The sequence below is a fragment of the Streptomyces sp. NPDC047022 genome (genome assembly GCF_040644155.1).
In the GTDB taxonomy this organism is placed as follows: domain Bacteria; phylum Actinomycetota; class Actinomycetes; order Streptomycetales; family Streptomycetaceae; genus Streptomyces.
In genome coordinates this window covers 245868-266936 of the sequence record NZ_JBEYVV010000003.1, presented here as the reverse complement: position 1 = coordinate 266936, position 21069 = coordinate 245868, and the positions used below count along the sequence as shown (strand labels likewise).

Annotated in this window: 20 protein-coding genes and 1 tRNA gene; 14 read left to right on the top strand and 7 right to left on the bottom strand. The window is 70.8% G+C overall.

What is annotated here, in order from left to right; all coding sequences use genetic code 11:
- Positions 1–84 precede the first annotated feature (84 nt).
- Both ABZ845_RS06320 and ABZ845_RS06315 read left to right on the top strand, forming a co-directional pair.
- Positions 85–1890: a tetratricopeptide repeat protein gene (locus tag ABZ845_RS06320; protein WP_360973557.1), complete on the top strand. Its 1806-nt coding sequence runs from the start codon at positions 85–87 to the stop codon at positions 1888–1890.
- Positions 1891–1967: 77 nt separating this feature from the next.
- Positions 1968–2041 (top strand) — tRNA-Met (locus ABZ845_RS06315).
- Between the two features lie 371 nt (positions 2042–2412).
- Here ABZ845_RS06315 and ABZ845_RS06310 read toward each other — a convergent pair.
- Positions 2413–2829 carry a Fur family transcriptional regulator gene (locus ABZ845_RS06310; protein WP_360973555.1) on the bottom strand — a complete coding sequence of 139 codons (417 nt, stop codon included), beginning with the start codon at positions 2827–2829 and terminating at the stop codon, positions 2413–2415.
- A gap of 127 nt (positions 2830–2956) precedes the next feature.
- Here ABZ845_RS06310 and ABZ845_RS06305 point away from each other — a divergent pair, with 127 nt between their 5' ends.
- Positions 2957–4429 (top strand): catalase, encoded by a 1473-nt coding sequence (locus ABZ845_RS06305; RefSeq protein WP_360973553.1) that lies wholly within the window; start codon positions 2957–2959, stop codon positions 4427–4429.
- 106 nt (positions 4430–4535) lie between these two features.
- On the opposite strand, the gene ABZ845_RS06300 is transcribed toward ABZ845_RS06305, so the two are convergent.
- Positions 4536–4934: a CBS domain-containing protein gene (locus ABZ845_RS06300; RefSeq protein WP_360973551.1), complete on the bottom strand. Its 399-nt coding sequence runs from the start codon at positions 4932–4934 to the stop codon at positions 4536–4538.
- A 404-nt stretch (positions 4935–5338) separates the two neighbouring features.
- Positions 5339–6139, bottom strand: a complete 801-nt coding sequence (gene hisN, locus ABZ845_RS06295; RefSeq protein ID WP_360973549.1) for a histidinol-phosphatase — start codon at positions 6137–6139, stop codon at positions 5339–5341.
- A gap of 208 nt (positions 6140–6347) precedes the next feature.
- Between hisN and ABZ845_RS06290 the strand changes: the two genes are divergently transcribed.
- A complete protein-coding gene (locus tag ABZ845_RS06290) occupies positions 6348–6956 on the top strand; it encodes a TetR/AcrR family transcriptional regulator (protein ID WP_360973547.1) in 609 nt (202 codons plus the stop codon).
- 42 nt (positions 6957–6998) lie between these two features.
- Here ABZ845_RS06290 and ABZ845_RS06285 read toward each other — a convergent pair whose 3' ends face one another.
- The 4 genes from ABZ845_RS06285 to ABZ845_RS06270 form a co-directional block, all read right to left on the bottom strand.
- Complete coding sequence (locus ABZ845_RS06285; protein ID WP_360973545.1) at positions 6999–7322, bottom strand: multidrug efflux SMR transporter; 324 nt, start codon at positions 7320–7322, stop codon at positions 6999–7001.
- Positions 7323–7450: 128 nt separating this feature from the next.
- Positions 7451–8461: a ribosome small subunit-dependent GTPase A gene (gene rsgA / locus ABZ845_RS06280; RefSeq protein WP_360973543.1), complete on the bottom strand. Its 1011-nt coding sequence runs from the start codon at positions 8459–8461 to the stop codon at positions 7451–7453.
- Between the two features lie 16 nt (positions 8462–8477).
- Positions 8478–9794 carry a 3-phosphoshikimate 1-carboxyvinyltransferase gene (gene aroA, locus ABZ845_RS06275; RefSeq protein WP_360973541.1) on the bottom strand — a complete coding sequence of 439 codons (1317 nt, stop codon included), beginning with the start codon at positions 9792–9794 and terminating at the stop codon, positions 8478–8480.
- 105 nt (positions 9795–9899) lie between these two features.
- On the bottom strand, positions 9900–10646 hold the full coding sequence (locus tag ABZ845_RS06270) for a M50 family metallopeptidase (RefSeq protein WP_360973539.1): 747 nt from the start codon (positions 10644–10646) through the stop codon (positions 9900–9902).
- Positions 10647–10696: 50 nt separating this feature from the next.
- Between ABZ845_RS06270 and ABZ845_RS06265 the strand changes: the two genes are divergently transcribed.
- From ABZ845_RS06265 to ABZ845_RS06220, 10 genes are all read left to right on the top strand, one after another.
- Positions 10697–11512, top strand: a complete 816-nt coding sequence (locus ABZ845_RS06265; protein WP_360973537.1) for an SOS response-associated peptidase — start codon at positions 10697–10699, stop codon at positions 11510–11512.
- Between the two features lies 1 nt (position 11513).
- On the top strand, positions 11514–12170 hold the full coding sequence (locus tag ABZ845_RS06260) for an alpha/beta family hydrolase (protein WP_360973535.1): 657 nt from the start codon (positions 11514–11516) through the stop codon (positions 12168–12170).
- Between the two features lie 257 nt (positions 12171–12427).
- The gene (gene sigR, locus ABZ845_RS06255; protein WP_360973700.1) at positions 12428–13111 is read left to right on the top strand and encodes an RNA polymerase sigma factor SigR; all 684 of its coding nucleotides are present in this window, start codon (positions 12428–12430) and stop codon (positions 13109–13111) included.
- The gene (gene rsrA / locus ABZ845_RS06250) at positions 13108–13410 is read left to right on the top strand and encodes a mycothiol system anti-sigma-R factor (protein WP_360973533.1); all 303 of its coding nucleotides are present in this window, start codon (positions 13108–13110) and stop codon (positions 13408–13410) included. Before sigR ends, rsrA begins: the two co-directional genes overlap by 4 nt.
- Positions 13411–13683: 273 nt before the next feature.
- On the top strand, positions 13684–15075 hold the full coding sequence (locus ABZ845_RS06245; RefSeq protein ID WP_360973531.1) for an HD domain-containing phosphohydrolase: 1392 nt from the start codon (positions 13684–13686) through the stop codon (positions 15073–15075).
- The gene (locus ABZ845_RS06240) at positions 15072–16343 is read left to right on the top strand and encodes an HD domain-containing protein (RefSeq protein ID WP_360973529.1); all 1272 of its coding nucleotides are present in this window, start codon (positions 15072–15074) and stop codon (positions 16341–16343) included. The genes ABZ845_RS06245 and ABZ845_RS06240 overlap by 4 nt, the downstream gene beginning before the upstream one ends.
- A 141-nt stretch (positions 16344–16484) precedes the next feature.
- Positions 16485–17489, top strand: coding sequence for a hypothetical protein (locus ABZ845_RS06235; protein WP_360973527.1), 1005 nt, complete (start codon positions 16485–16487; stop codon positions 17487–17489).
- A 168-nt stretch (positions 17490–17657) separates the two neighbouring features.
- Complete coding sequence (def, locus tag ABZ845_RS06230) at positions 17658–18308, top strand: peptide deformylase (RefSeq protein ID WP_360973525.1); 651 nt, start codon at positions 17658–17660, stop codon at positions 18306–18308.
- 274 nt (positions 18309–18582) lie between these two features.
- Positions 18583–19668 (top strand): epi-isozizaene synthase, encoded by a 1086-nt coding sequence (gene cyc1 / locus ABZ845_RS06225; protein WP_360973523.1) that lies wholly within the window; start codon positions 18583–18585, stop codon positions 19666–19668.
- Positions 19665–21068, top strand: coding sequence for a cytochrome P450 (locus ABZ845_RS06220; RefSeq protein WP_360973521.1), 1404 nt, complete (start codon positions 19665–19667; stop codon positions 21066–21068). Before cyc1 ends, ABZ845_RS06220 begins: the two co-directional genes overlap by 4 nt.
- The last annotated feature ends 1 nt before the right edge of the window (position 21069 follow it).

The following is a 21069-nucleotide window of genomic DNA, read 5'->3' as shown; positions in this document are numbered from 1 at the left end:
CTCTGTGGGCATGTCGACAAAACGCTGAAGTGACCTCACTGGCTGCGGTATACGAGGTGTACCCAGGTTGCAGGTGGTGCGACGATGGACGTTATGGGGGACAAGGCAGCTCTGTTCGAGACGGGACGAAATGTGCAGTCTGCCGGTCAGGACGAGGCCGGCGAAGCCGCCGAGGAGGCGCGCCGTCGGCTCGCGGCCGAGGCCGGGGACATCGAGGCGATGAGTGTCCTCGGAGCCATGCTGCTGCGCCGCGGTGACCTTGACGCGGCCGAGCCCCAGTTGCGCGCCGCCACCGCCGCGGGCGACCGTGCCGCCGCCAACAACCTGGGTGTCCTGCTGCACCAGCGCGGTTATGCGGAGGAGGCCGCGGGCTGGTGGCGGATCGCGGCGGTCGCCGGGTCCGCCGCGGCGGCGCACGCCCTGGGGCGGCACCACCGCGAGCGCGGCGACGAGCCCGCGGCCGAGTACTGGCTGCGCCAGTCCGCGGAACAGGGTCACACCCTCGGCGCGTACGCGCTCGCCGATCTGCTGGAGCACCGCGGCGACGACACCGCCGGGCAGTGGATGCGCTCCGCCGCCGAGCGAGGGCACCGCGAGGCCGCCTACCGCCTGGCGCGCTCCCTCGACCGCAGGGCGCTCGAGGAGCGAGAGAGCAGCGGTGACAACGGTGTCGGGACGCCGGGGCTCGACGAGGCCGAGCAGTGGTACCGGCAGGCCGCCGCGCGCGGACACCGCCGGGCCGCGCTGCACCTCGGGGCGATCCTGGAGCAGCGGGGCGACCTCAAGGAGGCCGGGCGCTGGTATCTGACGAGCGCCAAGGACGGCGAACCGCGGGCGGCCTGCGCCCTCGGCTTTCTGCTGCGGGACGCGGGGGACACCGGGAGTGCCGCCGTCTGGTGGCTGCGCGCCGCCCAGGAGGGCGACGGCAACGCGGCGAACGCGCTGGGCGCCCTGCACGCCGAGCGCGGGGAGACACAGACGGCGGAGCGCTGGTACCGGGCGGCGCTGGACGCGGGCGATGTCAACGGCGCGTACAACCTCGGCCTGCTCTGCGCGGAGCAGCAACGGACCGCGCAGGCCGAGCAGTGGTACCGGCGGGCGGCGTACGCCGGGCACCGCGAGGCCGCGAACGCACTCGCCGTCCTGCTGCTCCAGGGCGAGGACGAGACGGGTGCCGAACCGTGGTTCTCCAAGGCCGCGGAGGCGGGGAGCGTGGACGCCGCGTTCAACCTCGGGATCCTGTACGCGGGGCGCGGCGAGGACGAGGCGGCGCTCGGATGGTACGAGCGGGCCGCCGCCGCAGGGCACACCGAGGCGGCCCTCCAGGTGGGGATCGCGCGGCTGCGTGAGGGCGACGAGCGGGCGGCCGAGCGGCATCTGCGGTGCGCCGCCGGGGGCGGGAGCGCGGAGGCGGCCTATCGGCTGGCCACCCTGCTGGACGCTCGCAGGCCGCCGGCGCCCGCGCACGAGCTGGGGGAGCCCTCGCACGAGAAGAGCGAGTGCGAGGAGTGGTACGAGCGGGCGGCGCATCAGGGGCACCGCCGGGCGCAGGTAAGGGTCGGGATGCTGGCCGCCGCGCGCGGCGATGTCGTCGAGGCGGCCCGGTGGTACCGCGAGGCGGCCGAGGGCGGATCGCGGAACGGGGCGTTCAACCTGGGGCTGCTGCTGGCTCGCGAGGGCAGCGAGCCCGAGGCCGCCCTGTGGTGGACCAGGGCGGCGGACGCGGGGCACGGCCGGGCCGCGCTGCGTCTGGCGCTCGTCTACACGCGTCGGGGGGAGCTGGCGGAGGGGCAGAGGTGGGCCGAACGCGCCGTGACGCTGGGACCCGGGGAGGTCTCCGAGCGTGCGGCACGGCTGCGGGACGCGCTGAGGCAGGAGCTGTCGGCGTGACGCGCGCCCCGGCTCCAGGCCTCCCGACAAGGGATTTGCCTCTGTCCGCGTCCTTGACGTAATGTTGCGTTCACCGACGCGGGGTGGAGCAGCTCGGTAGCTCGCTGGGCTCATAACCCAGAGGTCGCAGGTTCAAATCCTGTCCCCGCTACTGAAAGTCCAGGGCCGGAACCCATGAGGGTTCCGGCCCTGGCGTGTTTCCGCTCCCCGTACTCCTTCGCACCGCACCTTTCTGCCTTCCGCGCGCGGAACATGTCGCCCCGGCGATGTGCGACATGACCGAACGCCGGATTCAGCCGACGTGCCGTACTCGGCGATCACGCGCCCCGGGCGGCGCTCAGCGCGCCGGATCACGACGCCGGACACAATGCCGGACGCAACGCCGACGCGAAGCTGGACACAATGCCGGGCGCAACGCCGACGCGAAGTCGGGCATAAGGCCGGACACGAGACGGGACACGTGGCCGGGCACGAAAAAGCCCCGGCATCTCTCGGACGACGGGGCTTGCGAGTCGGTCGCGGTCAAGCCGCCGCGCAGTTCGGGCACAGACCGCGGTAGGTGACCTCGACGTCCGAGACCGTGAAGCCGAAGCGCTCGGTGTCGGGCAGGTCCGCGAGCGGATTGCCCGTCGGGTGCACATCACGGATCGCGCCGCAGTGGGCGCACACCAGGTGGTGGTGCGGCCGGTGCGCGTTCGGGTCGTACCGCTTGGCGCGCTTGTCCGTGGTGACCTCGAGGACCTCACCGAGGGAGACCAGCTCACCCAGCGTGTTGTAGACGGTCGCCCGGGAGATCTCGGGCAGCCGGGTGACAGCCCGTGCATGCACCTCGTCGGCCGTCAGATGCACGTGATCGCCGTCCAGGACCTCGGCCACGACACGCCGCTGCGCGGTCATCCGCCATCCGCGTCCGCGCAGCCGTTCCAACAGGTCACTCATGCGGACCAGCCTAACAGCAAGAAGGACCAGATCCCGAACGATTGTGACTTTGGATGCCTGCTTGACTTAGACAATGTCCATTGTAGGATCGAAAACGACTTTGGCCAAGTAACAGGAATGGCCGGATATGACGCAGGAGGCGCACGTGACGCAGGGACCGCTCACGACGGAAGCCGGTGCTCCGGTGGCCGACAACCAGAACAGCGAGACGGCAGGCGTCGGTGGCCCGGTGCTCGTTCAGGACCAGCTCCTTCTGGAGAAGCTGGCCCACTTCAACCGGGAGCGCATCCCGGAGCGTGTGGTGCACGCCCGTGGCGCGGGCGCCTATGGCACCTTCACGGTCACCGCCGATGTCACGCGGTACACGCGCGCCAGGTTCCTCTCCGAGGTGGGCAAGCGGACGGAGACGTTCCTGCGCTTCTCCACCGTGGCCGGGAACCTGGGTGCGGCGGACGCCGTGCGCGACCCGCGCGGCTGGGCGCTGAAGTTCTACACCGAAGAGGGCAACTACGACCTCGTCGGCAACAACACCCCGGTGTTCTTCATCAAGGACGCCATCAAGTTCCCCGACTTCATCCACACCCAGAAGCGCGACCCGTACACCGGCTCGCAGGAGGCGGACAACGTCTGGGACTTCTGGGGTCTGTCGCCCGAGTCCACCCATCAGGTGACCTGGCTGTTCGGTGACCGGGGCATACCGGCCTCGTACCGATACATGAACGGCTACGGCTCGCACACCTACCAGTGGAACAACGAGGCCGGAGAGGTCTTCTGGGTCAAGTACCACTTCAAGACCGACCAGGGGATCAAGAACCTCACCCAGGCCGAGGCCGGCAAGCTCGCCGGTGAGGACCCCGACTCCCACCAGCGCGATCTGCGTGAGGCCATCGAGCGGGGCGACTTCCCGACCTGGACAGTGCAGGTGCAGATCATGCCCGCCCGGGATGCGGCGGCCTACCGCTTCAACCCGTTCGACCTCACCAAGGTGTGGCCGCACGAGGACTACCCGCCGATCGAGATCGGCAAGCTGGAGCTCAACCGCAACCCGGTGAACATCTTCGCCGAGGTCGAGCAGTCGATCTTCAGCCCGGCGCACTTCGTGCCGGGTATCGGCCCCTCCCCGGACAAGATGCTCCAGGGTCGCCTCTTCGCGTACGGCGACGCGCACCGCTACCGCGTCGGCATCAACGCCGACCACCTGCCGGTGAACCGCCCGCACGCCACAGAGGCGCGCACCAACTCCCGTGACGGCTTCCTCTACGACGGGCGCCACAAGGGAGCGAAGAACTACGAGCCGAACAGCTTCGGCGGCCCGTTCCAGACGGACCGGCCGCTGTGGCAGCCGACGGCGAACTTCACGGCCGGCACCGGCAACCACCCGGCGCCGGTCCACGCCGAGGACAACGACTTCGTGCAGGCGGGCAACCTCTACCGCCTGATGTCCGAGGACGAGAAGGGCCGTCTGATCGAGAACCTGGCGGGCTTCATCGCCAAGGTGTCGCGCGACGACATCGTCGAGCGTGCGATCGGCAACTTCCGTCAGGCCGACGGAGACTTCGGCAAGCGCCTGGAGGCCGCGGTCCAGGCACTGCGCGGCTGAACCGGGTTGGACCGCTTGCCGTGTAGAACGGGCCGGAGACCCCCCGGGGTACCCGGCCCGTACGGTTTCCCGTGCTCGTGTTCCCGTACTCGTGGGCGGGACGGACCTACGTCGCGGCCGGGACGGGCGCTCGGGCCGGGGCCCAGCAGCGGATGATGTCGCGGACAGAGACGACGCCGACGGGTTCGTCGCTGTCGAGCACGATCAGATGCCGGAAGCCGCCGTGAGCCATGGCGAGCGCGGCCTCTTCGAGGGTCCAGGACGGCGCCGCGAACACGACGTCCGTCGTGGTGTGGGCGTGGGCGGGCTCGGCGTCCGGGTTCTGGCCCAGGCCGACGGAGATGAGGATGTCGCGTTCGGTGAGGATTCCCGGCCCTCCCGCGTCCGGGTCGAGGACCACGGCCGCGCCGACACGGCGGGCGGACATCAGGGCTGCTGCCTGGCGGAGGGTGTGTGCGGGGCCGATGGTGAGGACCATCGTGCTCATGGCGTCGCGAACGAGCATGGGGCGGAGCCACCTCCTAGGAATGCGCTGGAAGACACGCCTGGGGGCCCCTGTCCGTCGGCTTGCCGACCGTCGGGTACCCCCGTGCAGTGCTTCACAAATTCACAAGTGGGGGGACCTTCAGAGTCGCAGGCAAAGGGCGGGTCAACAAGAGGGCGCGCGTCGTGTGTCAGGGGGCGCCCATGGTGCGTTGAGCAGGTTCGGTGGCGTCAGGTACCGCTCGGCCGCGCCCCACAGCGGCGCGAGCCGCCGTCGACAAGCGACTCCGCCGCGCAGTCACACCGCACCCGCGGACAACACACCCCACCCGCGCGGAGCGCCCCTGCAGGGGCGCGGGGAACTGCGCGAGAGAGCACACCGCGCCCGCGGGCGCGCAACGCACCCGGCCCCCGCACGGGAGCGTCCTAGTACCGGTCGTTCAAGTAGTCCAGCAGCGCGTCGTGGAGGAGACCGTTGGACGCGGCGGCGTTGCCGCTGTGCGGTCCCGGGCGGCCCTCCAGGCCCGTGAAGGAGCCGCCGGCCTCCGTCACGATGACCGCGTTCGCCGCCATGTCCCACAGCGACAGCTCGGGCTCGGCGCACATGTCGACCGAGCCCTCGGCGACCATCATGTACGGCCAGAAGTCGCCGTAGCCGCGGGTGCGCCACACCGCGCGGGTCAGATCGAGGAAACCTCTCAGCCTGTCCTGCTCCTCCCAGCCCGACAGCGAGGAGTACGCGAAGGACGCGTCGGACAGCCTGGCGACCTGCGAGACATGCAGCCGGGACGCCGAGGACAGGCTGCGGCCGGTGAACGCGCCATGTCCCTTCGCGGCCCACCAGCGGCGGCCCAGCGCGGGGGCGGAGACCACGCCCACGACGGGCTGGAAGCCTCCCTCGCCCGCCTCCATGAGGGAGATCAGGGTCGCCCACACCGGAACGCCCCGCACATAGTTCTTGGTGCCGTCGATCGGATCGACCACCCAGCGGCGCGGGCCCGTGCCCTCGATGCCGTACTCCTCCCCGAGGACCGCGTCTCGCGGGCGGGCCCGCTGCAGCTGACCGCGGATCAGCTCCTCGGCGGCCTTGTCGGCCTCGCTCACCGGCGTCATGTCCGGTTTGGTCTCGACCTTCAGATCGAGCGCCTTGAACCGGTCCATCGTCGCCGCGTCCGCCGCGTCCGCGAGTACATGGGCGAGCCGCAGGTCATCGAGATAGTCGGGCATGAGCGAACCGTATCTGCCCCCTCCCGGGAGGATCCACACGGGACGCGGGTTCGCCGGGGATCCCGTGCCGGCGTGTCATCGCGGCGCGCGATCACAATGCATGGCGCGCAATGGCCGATGTGCGCCCCTTGGCGCCGCCGCGAACCCTTGACACTGCACGTGCGCGCGTCAAACCTGTGCGTCAGAGCCCCCGGCCCTGAGGGAGGCGATGATGCCTGCAGCGCGGGAATCCTTGCTGGACGCCGCGTATACGGCGCTCCTGCGCCGCCCCTGGTCCACCGTGCGCATGGTGGACGTCGCCGCCGTGGCCGGCGTCTCCCGCCAGACGCTGTACAACGAGTTCGGCAGCAAGGAGGGGCTCGCACGGGCCCTGGTGCGCCGGGAGGCCGACGCCTACCTGGCAGGGGTCGACCGCGCGCTCGCCGGCCACTCGGATCCACGCGAACGTCTGGCCGCGGTCGCGGAGTGGACCGCGAAGGCCGCCCGCGGCAACGCTCTCGTACGGGCCATGCTCACCGGTTGCTGGAGTGAGCGGCTGCCCGCGCCGACGCTCTCGGCGGTGCCGTCCAGTTCCGCGGTGCCCGCCCAGCGGCGTGCCGACGGTCCGCTGCCCTCGCCCACGGACTTCGTGGCGCTGGTCCGCGACCGGGCCGTGGCCGCGCTGGGCGGCCCCGGCGCGGCCAAGGGCGATGCCCCGGAACTGTCCCGCGCCTGCGAGCTGATCGTCCGGCTGTCGCTCTCGTGCGTGGCTGCCCCACCGGCGGAAGGGGGCATCGCGGAGCTTGTGCGCGGCGCCCTGCCCCGGCAGGTGCGGTGACTGGGAGCACGCCTCAATGAGGCCGCCGGCCCGGGACATGTCTCAGCGGGCCGAGCCCGACAGCTGCAGGCCGATCACACCCATGATCACCAGTGTGATCGAGATGATCTTCAGTGTGGAGACCAGGTCGCCGAGGAAGACCATGCCGTAGAGGGCCGTACCCGCCGCGCCGATGCCCGTCCAGACCGCGTACGCCGGTCCCACGTCCAGCTTCTTGAGGGAGAGCGTCAGCAGGCCGAAGCTGCCGAGGGCGAAACAGGCGAACGCGAGCGTCGGCCAGAGCCTGGTGAAGCCGTGCGAGAGCTTGAGACAGACGGCGAAGCCGGTTTCGAGAACACCGGCCACGATGACCAGCAGCCACGCCATGTCTCGTCCTCCCGCGTCCCCACGTCGAGTGCTTCGTACGACGGACCGTCGATCGGCTTCGTACGATCGGATCAGGCTCGATGCGAGTAAGCATTTACCGGCGCACGAGGCACCCAAACACGCGGAGCTCAGTCCCCTTCCTTCCGCTCACGTGTGGCGAGCAGCCGGCGCAGGGAGTGGAGGCGCTGCGGATCCGCGTGTCCCTCGGTCACCCAGGTGTCCAGCGCGCAGTCCGGTTCGTCGTGGCTGCACGCCCGGGGGCAGCCTTCGGTGCCGGGCTCCAGGTCCGGGAAGGCGTGGATCACACGGGACGGGTCGATGTGCGCGAGCCCGAAGGACCGTACGCCAGGGGTGTCGACGACCCAGCCGTCCGCTCCCCACAGCGGCAGCGCGAGCGCCGAGGTCGTGGTGTGCCGCCCGCGGCCGGTCACCGCGTTGACATGGCCGGTCGTGCGCCGTCGCTCCTCGGGCACGAGCGCGTTGACCAGCGTCGTCTTGCCCACACCGGAGTGTCCGACGAAGGCCGTGACCTTGCCGTCCAACTGCTCGCGCACCAGGTCCGCGGCGCCGCCGCTCTCCAGCTCCTCACGGCTGGTGACGACATAGGGGATGTCCAGCGCCCCGTACAGCTCCAGCAGCTTGTCGGGCGGCGCGAGGTCCGACTTCGTCAGCACGAGGAGCGGTTCGAGGCCGCCGTCGTAGGCCGCGACCAGACAGCGGTCGATGAGGCGGGGGCGCGGCTCGGGGTCGGCGAGCGCGGTGACGATGGCCAGCTGGTCGGCGTTGGCGACGACGACGCGCTCGTAGGGATCGTCGTCGTCGGCGGTGCGGCGCAGGACGGAGCTTCGTTCCTCGATGCGCACGATGCGGGCGAGGGTGTCCTTCATACCCGACAGATCACCGACCAGGGCGACCCGGTCACCGACCACCGCGGCCTTGCGGCCCAGTTCACGGGCCTTCATCGCCATGACCGTACGGTCCTCGACCAGGCAGGTCAGCCGGCCCCGGTCGACGGTGAGGACCAGTCCCTCGGCCGCGTCCTCGTGCTTGGGCCGGATATTGGTCCGCGGGCGGTTGCCCTTGCGGTTGGGACGGGTCCGGATGTCGTCCTCGTCGGTGTGCTTGCCGTAGCGGCGCATGATCCAGGTCCGCCCGTCAGTTCCCGAGCATCCCGGCCCACAGTTCGGGGAAGTCCGGCAGTGTCTTGGCCGTCGTCGCGACGTTCTCGATCCGCACCCCGTCGACGGCGAGTCCGATGATCGCACCGGCGGTCGCCATGCGGTGGTCGTCGTAGGTGTGGAAGACCCCGCCGTGCAGCGGGCGGGGGCGGATGTGCAGGCCGTCCGCGGTCTCGGTGACATCGCCGCCCAGCTCGTTGATCTCCTTGGTCAGCGCGGCCAGGCGGTCCGTCTCGTGCAGCCGCAGATGGGCCACGCCGCGCAGGGTCGACGGGGAGTCCGCGAGGGCGGCGACCGCCGCGATGCCGGGCGTCAGCTCGCCGACCTCGCCGAGGTCCACGTCGATGCCGTGCAGGGCACCCGAACCGGTGAACTCCAGACCACGCTCGGTCAGCTCGCAGGAGCCGCCCATCTCGGTGAAGATCTCGCGCAGCCGGTCGCCGGGCTGGGTGGTGCGGGCGGGCCAGTCGGCGATGACCACGGTGCCGCCGGTCACCAGGGCGGCGGCGAGGAAGGGCTGGGCGTTGGACAGGTCGGGCTCGATGGTCAGGTCCCGGCCGAGCAGCGCACCCGGCGTCACCCGCCACACGTCGGCTTCTCCGCCCGACTCCGGGGTGTCCACCTGGGCGCCGACGGCGCGCAGCATGTCGACGGTCATACGGATGTGCGGCAGCGAGGGCAGCGTGGAGCCGGTGTGCCGGACCTCCACACCCTGGTTGAAGCGCGGAGCGGAGAGCAGCAGAGCGCTGACGAACTGGGAGGACGAGGACGCGTCGACCGACACCGGACCGCCGTCCAGGGCGCCGCCGCCGTGGACGGTCAGCGGCAGTGCTCCGCGGCCGTCGTCGTCGATACGGGCGCCGAGGACGCGCAACGCGTCGATCACGCCGTTCAGGGGGCGCTCGTACGAGCGCGGGTCGCCGTCGAAGCGGACCGAGCCGTCGGCGAGCGCGGCGACCGGCGGCAGGAAGCGCATCACGGTGCCCGCGTTGCCCACGTCGACCGTGGCCGGGCCGTGCAGCGCCGCGGGGATCACACGCCAGGTCTCGCCGGAACCGTCCGGGCCCACCCCTTCCTCGATCCCGACGCCCAGCGCACGCAGGGCGCCGGCCATCAGCAGGGTGTCGCGGGAGCGCAGCGGGCGGCGCAGCCAGCCGGGCTCGGAGGCCAGGGCGGCGAGGATCAGCGCCCGGTTGGTGACCGATTTGGACCCGGGCACGTGGACCGTCGCGTCGACGGCTCCGCTCGCGTGCGGGGCGGGCCAGAGGGCGGTGTGCGCGGAGTTCACGGTCATGCGCCCCACTGTAGTGGCTGGTCCAGTCCGCGGATCTTGATCAAAAGCGGCGAAATGCGAGCGAAATCCCCGTCTGATACGAGGTCCGCACGCTCGGTCCGCCCCTCAGAGCTGCAGCAGCCACTGGGCGCCGCCCATCAAGGAGCACAGCGACACCACGTGGAACAGGAAGAGCCACAGGCCCGCAGGCACATGGGTGAGCCGGGAGAGCTGGTCCGCGTCGGAGTCCCCGGCACCGCCCCGGGAGCGCTTGGCCTGGAGTTCGAAGGCCGGCCGTACGCCGCCGACCAGCAGGCACCACACCACCGCATAGGCGAAGGCCGCCTGGACCTGCGGACCGGTGAGCCAGGAGACGAGGACGAACGTGCCCCCGGTGAGGATCACGGTCAGCGCCCCGTAGGCGTTGCGGATCATCACCAGCATCACCAGGAGCAGCACGGTGGCCAGCCACAGCAGCAGGGTGATGTGCCCGGCCGCGAGCAGTGCCGCGCCGCCGAGGCCCAGGAGCGGGGGAGCGGTGTAGCCCGCGGCGGCCGTGAGGATCATGCCTATGCCGTACGGCTTGCCCCGGCTGACGGTGAGGCCGCTGGTGTCGGAGTGGAGCCGGATACCGGTGAGGGTGCGGCCGGTGAGCAGTGCGACCAGTCCGTGGCCGCCCTCGTGCGCGATGGTGATGGCGTTGCGGGAGACACGCCAGACCCCCCGCGGGACGACCACGGCGAGTGCGGCCACGAGCGTGGCGATCACCACCCACAGGTCCGGATCGGGCTGGGTGCCGAAGACGCGGTCCCAGAGGTCGGGCAGCGAACTGAGAGAGATCGCGCTCAGAGAGGTCGAGGCGAGGCTGTGCATGATCGGCGTTGGCTCCCGGGCGAGGCGGCGGATCTGGCAGTCTGGCACGTATGTGCGGACGTTACGCGGCGAGTCGCAGGCCCGAGGATCTCGCAGGAGTCTTCGAGATCGAGATGAGGGAGCCGGAGGAGACCCTGGCGCCCGACTACAACGTGGCCCCGACCAAGGAGGTCTACGTCGTCCTGGACCGTCCTGTGAAGGACGCCGACGACGAGCGGCCGGTTCGCCAGCTGCGCAGGCTCAGGTGGGGACTCGTCCCGTCCTGGTCGAAGACGCCCGAGGGCGCCGCGCGGATGATCAACGCGCGCGCGGAGACCGTGCACGAGAAGCCCTCCTACCGCCGCGCCTTCGCCGCCCGGCGCTGCATCATCCCTGCCGACGGCTACTACGAGTGGGTCACCGGCAAGGAAGAGCGCGATCTGGAGACCGAGGGCAAGAAGAAGCGCCCGCGCAAGCAGCCGTACTTCGTGCTGCCCGCCGACGGCTCGGTCTTCGCGATGGCGGGTCTGTACGAGTTCTGGCGGGACAGGACCCTGCCCGACGATCACCCGGGAGCCTGGTGGGTGACCTGCTCGGTGATCACGACGGAGGCGGAGGCGACACCGCTGGCCGTGGCCCCGGCCGACGGCCCCAGGTCCCTGGCCGACATCCACCCGCGCATGCCGCTGATGCTCACCTCCGACCGCTGGGACGCCTGGCTCGACCCGGCCCGCACGAACCCCGACGATCTGCGCACCCTGCTGGAGCCGCCGCCACCCGGGCTGATGCGCGCCTACCCGGTCTCCACGGCGGTCAGCAACGTCCGCAACAACGGCCCGGAGCTGCTGAAGGAGCTCGAAGCCCCCGAAGAGGGCACACTCTTCTGACGTGACGGACTCTTCCACTTCTTCCCCCGATGCCGCAGAGAGTGTCGAGACGGGTGCCGGTACGGCCCGGATCACCTGGCACAGGGCCCCGGGGGCCAGGCTGGTCCTGGCCGCGAGCCATGGCGCGGGCGGCGGCATCGAGGCGCGTGACCTGCGGGCGCTGGCCCAGGTGCTGCCCGCGCACGGTGTGACAGTCGCCCTCGTGGAGCAGCCTTGGCGTGTCGCGGGCAAGAAGGTGGCGCCCGCGCCGAAGACGCTGGACGTGGGCTGGCGCGGGGTCTGGCCCGCCCTGGAGAGCCCCGGGCTGCCCGTGATCGCCGGGGGACGCAGCGCCGGGGCCCGGGTCGCCTGCCGTACGGCAGGCGACCTCGGCGCCGCCGCCGTCATCGCGCTCAGCTTCCCGCTGCACCCGCCGGGCAAGCCCGAGAAGTCCCGGGCCGGTGAACTGCTCGGCACGGAGGTGCCCACGCTCGTCGTGCAGGGCGGCAACGATCCCTTCGGGAAGCCCGGGGAGTTCCCGAAGGGGCCGTACGAGCTCGTGGAGGTGCCGGGCGGCGATCACGGCTTCGCCGTACCCAAGCGCGCGGACATCACCCAGGAGGAGGCGCTGGAGGTCATCACCGGTGCCGCGGTGAAGTGGGCCATGTCACTCGGGTGACCCCAGGGAATGCCGCGGGGCGGACCGCTGTTGTGCGGATCAGACGGCACGGTGACAGTGCCGCACCGTACGTACGAGAGGGAGTCCGCCGCATGGGTTCGATCGCCTGCCCGAGCCGTCGCAGCAGTGCTGACCTGGACTGGACGGTGCTGCACGCGACCCAGAGCGGCCCTATTCGGGCGGCGGCGGGCAAGGATGTTCGTCTATCCTCCGAATCCAGTGGGACCGGTTTCGGTCCTGCCACGTCACTGGAGGAGGTGGGTCCGGTCACCGGTACCGACGCAGGGACCGACAACGGCCAGGCGGAGCAGCCCGAGGGCCGGGGCGTGGACGCGGAGTCGTCCGCCGCGCGCAGTGCGCGTTTCGAGCGGGACGCTCTGGAGTTCCTCGACCAGATGTATTCGGCCGCGCTGCGCATGACGCGCAATCCGGCCGATGCCGAGGACCTGGTCCAGGAGACGTACGCCAAGGCGTACGCGTCCTTCCACCAGTTCCGTGAGGGCACCAACCTCAAGGCCTGGCTGTACCGGATCCTGACCAACACGTTCATCAACTCCTACCGCAAGAAGCAGCGCGAACCCCAGCGCAGCGCGGCCGAGGAGATCGAGGACTGGCAGCTCGCCCGCGCCGAGTCGCACATGTCGACCGGCCTGCGCTCCGCCGAGTCACAGGCGCTCGACCACCTGCCCGACTCGGACGTCAAGGAAGCGCTGCAGGCGATCCCCGAGGAATTCCGCATCGCCGTGTATCTCGCGGACGTAGAGGGCTTTGCGTACAAGGAGATCGCGGACATCATGGGGACACCCATCGGTACGGTGATGTCCCGGCTGCACCGGGGCCGCCGTCAACTGCGCGGCATGCTCGAGGACTACGCCCGCGAGCGCGGGCTTGTCCCGGCCGGCGCCGGAGAGTCGAACGAAGCGAAAGGTTCGGGCTCATGAGCTGCGGAGACCCGCACGAGACGGACTGCAGTGAGGTCCTCGACCATCTCTACGAGTTCCTCGACAGCGAGATGCCGGACGTCGACCGGTCCAAGTTCCAGCACCACTTCGAGGAATGCTCGCCCTGCCTGGAGAAGTACGGGCTCGAGCAGGCCGTGAAGAAGCTGGTCAAGCGGTGCTGCGGACACGATGACGTGCCGAGCGACCTGCGCGCGAAGGTCATGGGCCGTATCGAGCTGATCCGTTCGGGTCAGGCGGTGCCCGAGCACGATGTGACCGCGACACCGCAGGAGTCCTGACCCCCGGGGTTCCGGCCCGGGAGACCCGATCGCCGGAGCCCGGCCCGGGAGGCCTGAACTCCCGTTCGAGCAACACGCGTCAACTTCCGTCGCAATGTCACCCGAATGTGCTAATCCGCGGGCCCTGGACCGGCGGATTCCCCCAATGCCGCCCCCGTGCGGGGCCCTCCCCTCTAGGCTCCGGAGCCTGAAAGGGGCATGACCGGGCTCGCCCTGATTCATGACGGTTCAAGCCGGTTGTACGACGGGCGCGGGTTCGGGGGGAGGTGCGTCATGGGGCCTGTACGGCCATGGGCGCGCGTATACGTGGGCTGTACCGTCCTCGCCGCGCTGGTGTGCGCCGCTCCCGTGCCCGGAGCCCCCGCCTGCTGGTGGGCGCTGGCGCTGCTCGCCGCGCTGCACGCCGGCTGCGAGCAGATCCCCCGCGGCCGTGCCGTCGGCGACCGTGCCCCGGAGGACATGGGCACCTTCTTCCCCGTGCTGCTCGCCGCGGCCTTCCTGCTGCCGCCCCCGGCAGCCGCCCTGGTGCCGCTGCCCGGGGCCCTGCTCGTCCGCGTCGCGGAGCGGCCCTCGTGGCTGCGCCGCGCCTGGCGGGCCGCCCAGCTCTCGCTCGCCGTCTGGGCCGCCTCGCGCGTGCACGGGGCACTGGGCGGCCGGGACGCGGTCGTCGGCCCCCGCTTCCCGTACGCCCTCCTGACCGCCGGGGCCGCCGTCGTGGCGTTCTGCTTGGTGCTGACCGCCCTTGACGCCGGGATCCTGGCGCTGGCCGAGAGGGTGCCGGCCCGTGGGCGCGGCCCCCTGCCCGAACGGACCCGGGAGGTCGGGGCGGCCTGGCGCGGGCTGTTCCTGCGCTCGCTGGCCCCCGTCGCCGTCCAGGGGCTCGCCGGGCTGATGATGGCGGTCCTGTGGCGCAGCCCCTACGGCCCGGCCGCCGCGCTGCTCGTCCTGCTCCCCATGTATGTGTCGTGCTGGGTCTTTGCCCAGTACCACCGGGAGCGGGCCGCACACCAGGCGACGATCCGCGCCCTCGTACAGGCGGTCGACATCAAGGACGGCTACACCCGCGGGCACAGCGAGCGGGTCGGAGAGGCGTCGGTGATGATCGCCCGCGAGCTCGGCATGGACGCCGAGCGCATCGAGGTGCTCCGGTTCGCCGGGATCCTGCACGACGTCGGCAAACTCGGCGTGCCCACCCGGCTGTTACGCAAGGACGGGCCGCTCACCCCCGAGGAGCGCCGGATCATCGAACTGCACCCCGAGTACGGACACGAGATGGTGCGCGGGATCGGATTCCTCGGAGAGGCGCGCTCCGCGATCCTGCACCACCATGAGCGCCTCGACGGCAGCGGATACCCGTACGGCCTCGTGGGCGCCCAGATCCCGGAGTTCGCCCGGGTGGTGGCGGTCGCCGACGCCTTCGACGCGATGACATCGACCCGCTCCTACCGGCGCGCACGTCCAGTGGAGGCGGCGCTCACGGAACTGGAACGGTGCGCCGGAGCGCAGTTCGACCCCGCGATGGTCCATGCGCTGGCCCGCGCGCTCGCCCGCCACGGCTGGCATCCGGTGGTGACCGCCGACGAGGCGCGCGGAAACGTACCGCCGCGGGCCGCGCCCAGACCCGGCGAACCGGCGGGGCCCCGCCGCGGCGGGGGAGGCGCATGATCCCGGGCCGCCCCACCCCTGTGCTCGCCCATGCGGCGGCCACCCCCCTGCTCGCCCACGCGGCCGCCGTGTTCCTGGCAGCCGGCTGCCTCGGCCTCACCCTCTGGCACGGCTTGGACGAACCCGCCGTGGCCCTCGCCTTCGGCGCGCTCGTCGCGGTCGGGGAGCTGTCCCGATGGAGCGGCAGCGGGGAGCGGGAGCCCGCTCCTCTCGGGGCGGCGGGGGCACTGTCGTACGCCCTGCTCGGACAGAACGCCGGGCACCCCACCCACCACGGGATGCCGCAGGTGGTCGCCGTGATCCTCGCGGCCACCCTCGCCGGCTGCGTACCGCATGTCGCCCAGGGCCGCGGATCCACCGCCGACCACCTCACCCGGCGCCTGCTCACCGTCGGCTTCGCCGCCCTCTGCTTCCAGCCCCTCTACAGCCACGGCAGGGCGCACGGCTGGAGCGGACCGGCGTACGCGCTGCTCGTGGTCGCACTCCTCGTCCTCACCACCCTGTGTGATGCCGTGCTCGCCTCCGCTCTGGAGCACTCCAGGACGCGCTGGCCGTTCGGGCCGCTGCTGCGCGACGAACTGCGGGCCCGGCTCGGCATCGGCTCGGCCGTGTGCGCGACCGGCGCCGTGATGTCGCTCGCGGTCGGTGTCGTGGGGCTGTGGGCGCTGCCCGTCTTCTGTCTGCCGCTGCTGCTCACCCAGCTTTCCTACCGGCGCCATGCGGCCGTGCGCACCACCTACCGGCAGACCATCGCCTCCCTGGCACGCGCCACCGAGATCGCCGGGTACACGCCCGCCGGGCACGCCCGCCGGGTTGCGGCGCTCAGCCGGGCCGTGGGCCGGGAGCTGGGCCTGTCCGAACCCGAGCTGACGGTCCTGGAGTACGCGGCCCTCATGCACGACATCGGGCAGCTCAGCCTGGTCGACCCCGTACCGGCCGGCGCCACCGCCGCGCTGCCCGCCGAGGAGCAGCGGCGCATCGCGCTCCTCGGCGGCGCCGTCGTACGCCAGACCGGGGTGGACGCCGAGGTCGCGGTCGTCGTGGAACGTCAGGCGGACCCCTACCGGGAACAGCCGGTCAGCGCCAGAATCGTCCGGGCGGTGAACGCGTACGAGGAGATGGCGCGGGAAGGAACGGGACCAGGAGGACCGCTCAGCGCGCTGGAGCGGCTGCGGCTGGCCTGCGGCCGTGACTACCAGCCGGAGGTGGTGGAGTCACTCGCCAGGGTGTTGCAGAGAGACGGTCTGACCTTGCCGACGGCGGGGTAACCCATGGGTAATGAGCGCCCGTCCGGCGGTACGTGGTTGGATGCGAGAAGAGGGTGTTCGGGGGCACAGCTCGGCCCGTGGCCCCCGCGGACGTCAAGAAGCCGGCAGGCGGGAATCGCAAGGGACTGGCAGGCGGGAATCGTGAGGATCTTCGGCAAGGGACGGCACCGGCCCTCCGCCTCCTGGCGGCAGGCCACCGACCGCGCGTTCACGCTTATCGGCGACGGCCGGTACGAGGACGCGGGAGCCCTGCTGACCCGCGCCGCGGATCTGGAACCCTGGCTGTCGGAGTCCTGGTTCAACCTCGCACTGCTGCACAAGTTCCGCCACGACTGGGAGCAGGCCCGCGCCGCCGGACTGCGCGCCGTGGCCCTGCTGGACCGGGAGACCGGGGCGCCCGACTGGTGGAACGTCGGCATCGCCGCCACCGCTCTGCAGGACTGGCCGCTGGCCCGCCGGGCCTGGCAGGCGTACGGGCTGAGGGTGCCCGGTGGCCCCTCCTGGCCGAAGTCCGGGACGGGCGCCGCCGTCGGAGAGCCCGCCGGGATGGAACTGGGCAGCGCGGCCGTGCGGCTGTCTCCGGAGGGCGAGGCCGAGGTCGTCTGGGGGCGCAGGCTGGACCCCGCCCGGATAGAGGTGCTCTCCATCCCGCTGCCGTCCTCCGGGCGCCGCTGGGGCGAGGTCGTCCTGCACGACGGAGTACCGCACGGCGAGCGCACCACGGCCGCCGGTCACGCGTATCCCGTCTTCGACGAGATCGAGCTGTGGGCGCCCTCGCCGGTGCCCACCTGGGTGGTGCTGCTGGAGGCCGCGACCGAGGACGACCGGGACGCCCTGGAGCAGCTGGCAGCCGACGCCGGCTTCGCGGCCGAGGACTGGTCGTCGTCCGTGCGGCTGCTGTGCCGTACATGTTCCGAGTCCCGGATGCCGTCCGACGAGGGCGACGGCGAGCACCTCGACCCGCACGACCACAGCGAGCCGGGACACCCGGGACCGCTGGGCCATCGCACGGACGGGCAGTTGTGGGTGCCCGAGCGCGAGTGCGGGGTGGCCGCGCCCGCCTCGCTGGTGAAAGGCTTGCTGGACGGCTGGGTCGCGGACAGCCCCGACTCGCGGGACTGGCGGGATCTGGAAGAGGTCTGCTGAGGACCATTGCCGACCGGGGTCGCGCCGGGGCAGGTCGCGCCCACGCGGCGAAGCCGCCCCTCGAAACTGCCCGCGCCCCCTCGGGGCACGGCCTCCCTTTACCCTGTATCAGCAAGTTCACCCTTTGTTTGGTTCACCCCTTTGTTTTGAGGAAGGCGTACGTCGGTCATGGCGCAGCAGGACACCGATCAGCAGCACGGGGGCGTGCTCCCCGTGGACGACGAAGGCTTCGTCATCGACACCGAGGAGCCCCAGGAGCGCGAGACCGCCTGGCGCGAGCGCGGCACCTCGCGGCCGATCACGGTGGTCGGGAACCCGGTGCTGCACAAGGAGTGCAAGGACGTCACCGAGTTCGGCGACGAGCTCGAGCAGCTGGTCGCGGACATGTTCGCCAGCCAGCGCACCGCCGAGGGCGTGGGCCTGGCCGCCAACCAGATCGGTGTCGACCTGAAGGTCTTCGTCTACGACTGCCAGGACGACGAGGGCGTGCGGCACGTCGGCGTGGTGTGCAACCCCAAGGTGGTCGAGCTGCCCGCCGACAAGCGCCGCCTGGACGACAGCAATGAGGGCTGTCTGTCCGTGCCGACCGCCTACGCGCCGCTCGCACGCCCCGACTACGCCGAGGTGACCGGGCAGGACGAGAAGGGCAATCCGGTCAAGGTGCGCGGCACCGGGTACTTCGCTCGGTGTTTGCAGCACGAGACGGACCATCTGTACGGATACCTCTACATCGACCGGCTCTCCAAGCGCGAGCGCAAGGACGCCCTGCGGCAGATGGCCGAGAACGAGCCCCGCTACCCCGTGGTCGCCAACGACTGAGAGCACCTGCTCCTGACATGACGCCTGGCCGGGCATGCCCCCGGCCGGGCGTCGCTCATGTGTACGTCGCACATTCGCACCCTTGTACACACGAACTGACCCATATTCAGTCAGGTAAGGGAGATTCTCGGCATCGTGGGGTAGTGAGTGGAGCAAATCCGTTCCCAGACCGGTCAGTTGTGGTGCTGAATAGAAAGCGCGGGGATACGCAACGGCGCGCGCCCGGCACGGCGGGAGGGGCGTGTGTCAACCGGCGGCTGAGAGGGGTTTGTTCGTGCCAGCTTTCCCACACAGCACTTCATCGACCGCGACCGCGGTCGCGGTTCCACCGGCGCTGCGCCTACCGGTGATCGAGACCGCGTTTCCAAGGCGGCTGCACCCGTATTGGCCCCGTCTGCAGGAGAAGACACGTTGCTGGCTGCTGGAAAAACGGCTCATGCCGGCGGACAAGGTCGAAGAATATGCCGACGGACTGTGCTACACCGACCTCATGGCGGGCTACTACGTAGGTGCCCCCGACGACGTCCTCCAGGCGATAGCGGACTACAGCGCGTGGTTCTTCGTCTGGGACGACCGGCACGACCGCGACATCGTCCACCGGCGACCCGCCGCCTGGCGGCGGCTGCGGCTCCAGCTGCACGAGGCCCTGGACGCCCCCGCGGGTCATCTGTACCACCGTGACCCGCTGGTGGGGGGCTTCGCGGACAGTGTGGCGCGCCTGTACTCGTTCCAGGGTCAGAGGTGGAACGCGCGCTTCGCGCGGCACTTCCACGCGGTGATCGAGGCGTACGACAGGGAGTTCGAGAACCGGACCTCCGAAACCGTCCCTACGGTCGAGGAGTATCTCGAGCTCCGGCGGCTCACCTTCGCGCACTGGATCTGGACCGATCTGCTGGAGCCGAGCGCACGGGTGGAATTGCCGGACGTCGTACGGAAACACCCCGGGTACCGGCGGGCGGCTCTGCTGAGCCAGGAATTCGCAGCCTGGTACAACGATCTGTGCTCACTTCCCAAGGAAATCGCGGGAGATGAGGTGCACAATCTCGGAATCAGTCTCATCCATCATGAGGGGTTGACGCTCGAAGAAGCCATAAAAGAAGTACGGCGGCGGGTCGAGGAATGCGTGTCGGATTTCCTCGTCGCCGAAGAAGAGGCGCTGCGATTCGCCGGAACCCTCGCGGACGGTACCGTGCGCGGCCGGGAATTGAGTGTCGCCGTGGAAGCGATCGTCGGGAATATGCGGAACTGGTTCAGCACCGTCTACTGGTTCCACCACGAGTCCGGCCGGTACATGGTCGACAACTGGGACGACCGCTCGACACCCCCGTACGTCGACAACGAGGCGGCAGGTGAGCAATGACCCTGAAATCCTCCCCCGGACTCTCGGCTCCGTCCGAGAGCGGGGCATCCCCGTCACCCGGGGCTCCGGACGGGCTCCGCGTCCCGCCCCTCGCCGCGGGCATGTGGCCGGTCCTCGGCCACGGCTGGAAGCTGGCCCGCGACCCGCTGGGGTTCCTGTCCCGGCTCCGGGACGACGGCGAGGTCGTACGGCTGAAGCTCGGGCCGAAGACGGTGTACGCCATCACGACCCCGGAGCTCACCGGGGCCCTCGCCCTCAGCACCGACTTCGAGGTCGGCGGCCCGCTGTGGGAGTCCCTTGAGGATCTGCTGGGCAAGCAGGGGGTGGCCACCTCCAACGGGCCCGTCCACCAGCGTCAGCGGCGGTCGATCCAGCCCGCCTTCCGGCTGGAGGCCATCCCGGCCTACGGTCCCGTCATGGCCGAGGAGGCGCACGCCCTCGTGGAGCGCTGGTCGTCCGGACGGGCCATCGACGTCATGGAGGAGTCGTTCCGGGTGGCCGTCCGGGTCGCCGCGCGCTGCCTGATGCGCGGCAGCTACATGGACGAGCGGTCCGAGCGGATATGCGCCGCGCTCGCCACGCTCTTCAGCGGCATGTACCAGCGCATGGTGATGCCCCTCGGACCGCTGTATCGCCTGCCGCTCCCGGCCAACCGTGAATTCAACCACGCCTTGGCCGATTTGCATCTCCTGGTCGACGAGATCGTCGCCGCCCGCCGCGCATCAAGTCAAAAGCCGGACGATTTGCTGACGGCTTTGCTTGACGCGAAGGACGAGAATGGCCGACCGATTGGAGAGCAGGAGATTCATGATCAGGTCGTCGCCATAGTGACGGCCGGAAGCGAAACCGTCGGTTCCGTGGTCATGTCGCTCCTCCAGGTTCTGACGGACCACCCGGATCAGGCGGACAAGATCCGCGAGGAGGTGAAAACGGTCGTGGGTGAGCGGCCGGTCTCATTCGGCGATGTCCGAAAGCTGCCGCACACCGCGAATGTCATTTACGAGACAATGCGCGTACGCCCCGCCGTATGGATACTGACGCGGCGGGCCGTGGCCGACACCCGGCTCGGCGGATACCGCATTCCCGCCGGAGCCGACGTCGTGTACAGCCCGTACGCCATCCAGCACGACCCCCGGTCGTACGAGCGGCCCGAGGAGTTCGACCCCGACCGCTGGCTCCCCGAGCGCGCCAAACGCGTCCCCAAGTACGCGATGACCCCGTTCGGCGTGGGCAACCGGAAATGCCCGGGTGACCACTTCTCGATCGCCGAGCTCACGCTGATCACGGCGGCGGTGGCGTCCGCCTACCGCTTCGAGCAGGCACCCGGGTCGGACGACCGGCCCCGCATCGGCATCACCCTGCGCCCGCGCAAGCTGCTGCTGAGGGCCCTGCCCCGCTGAG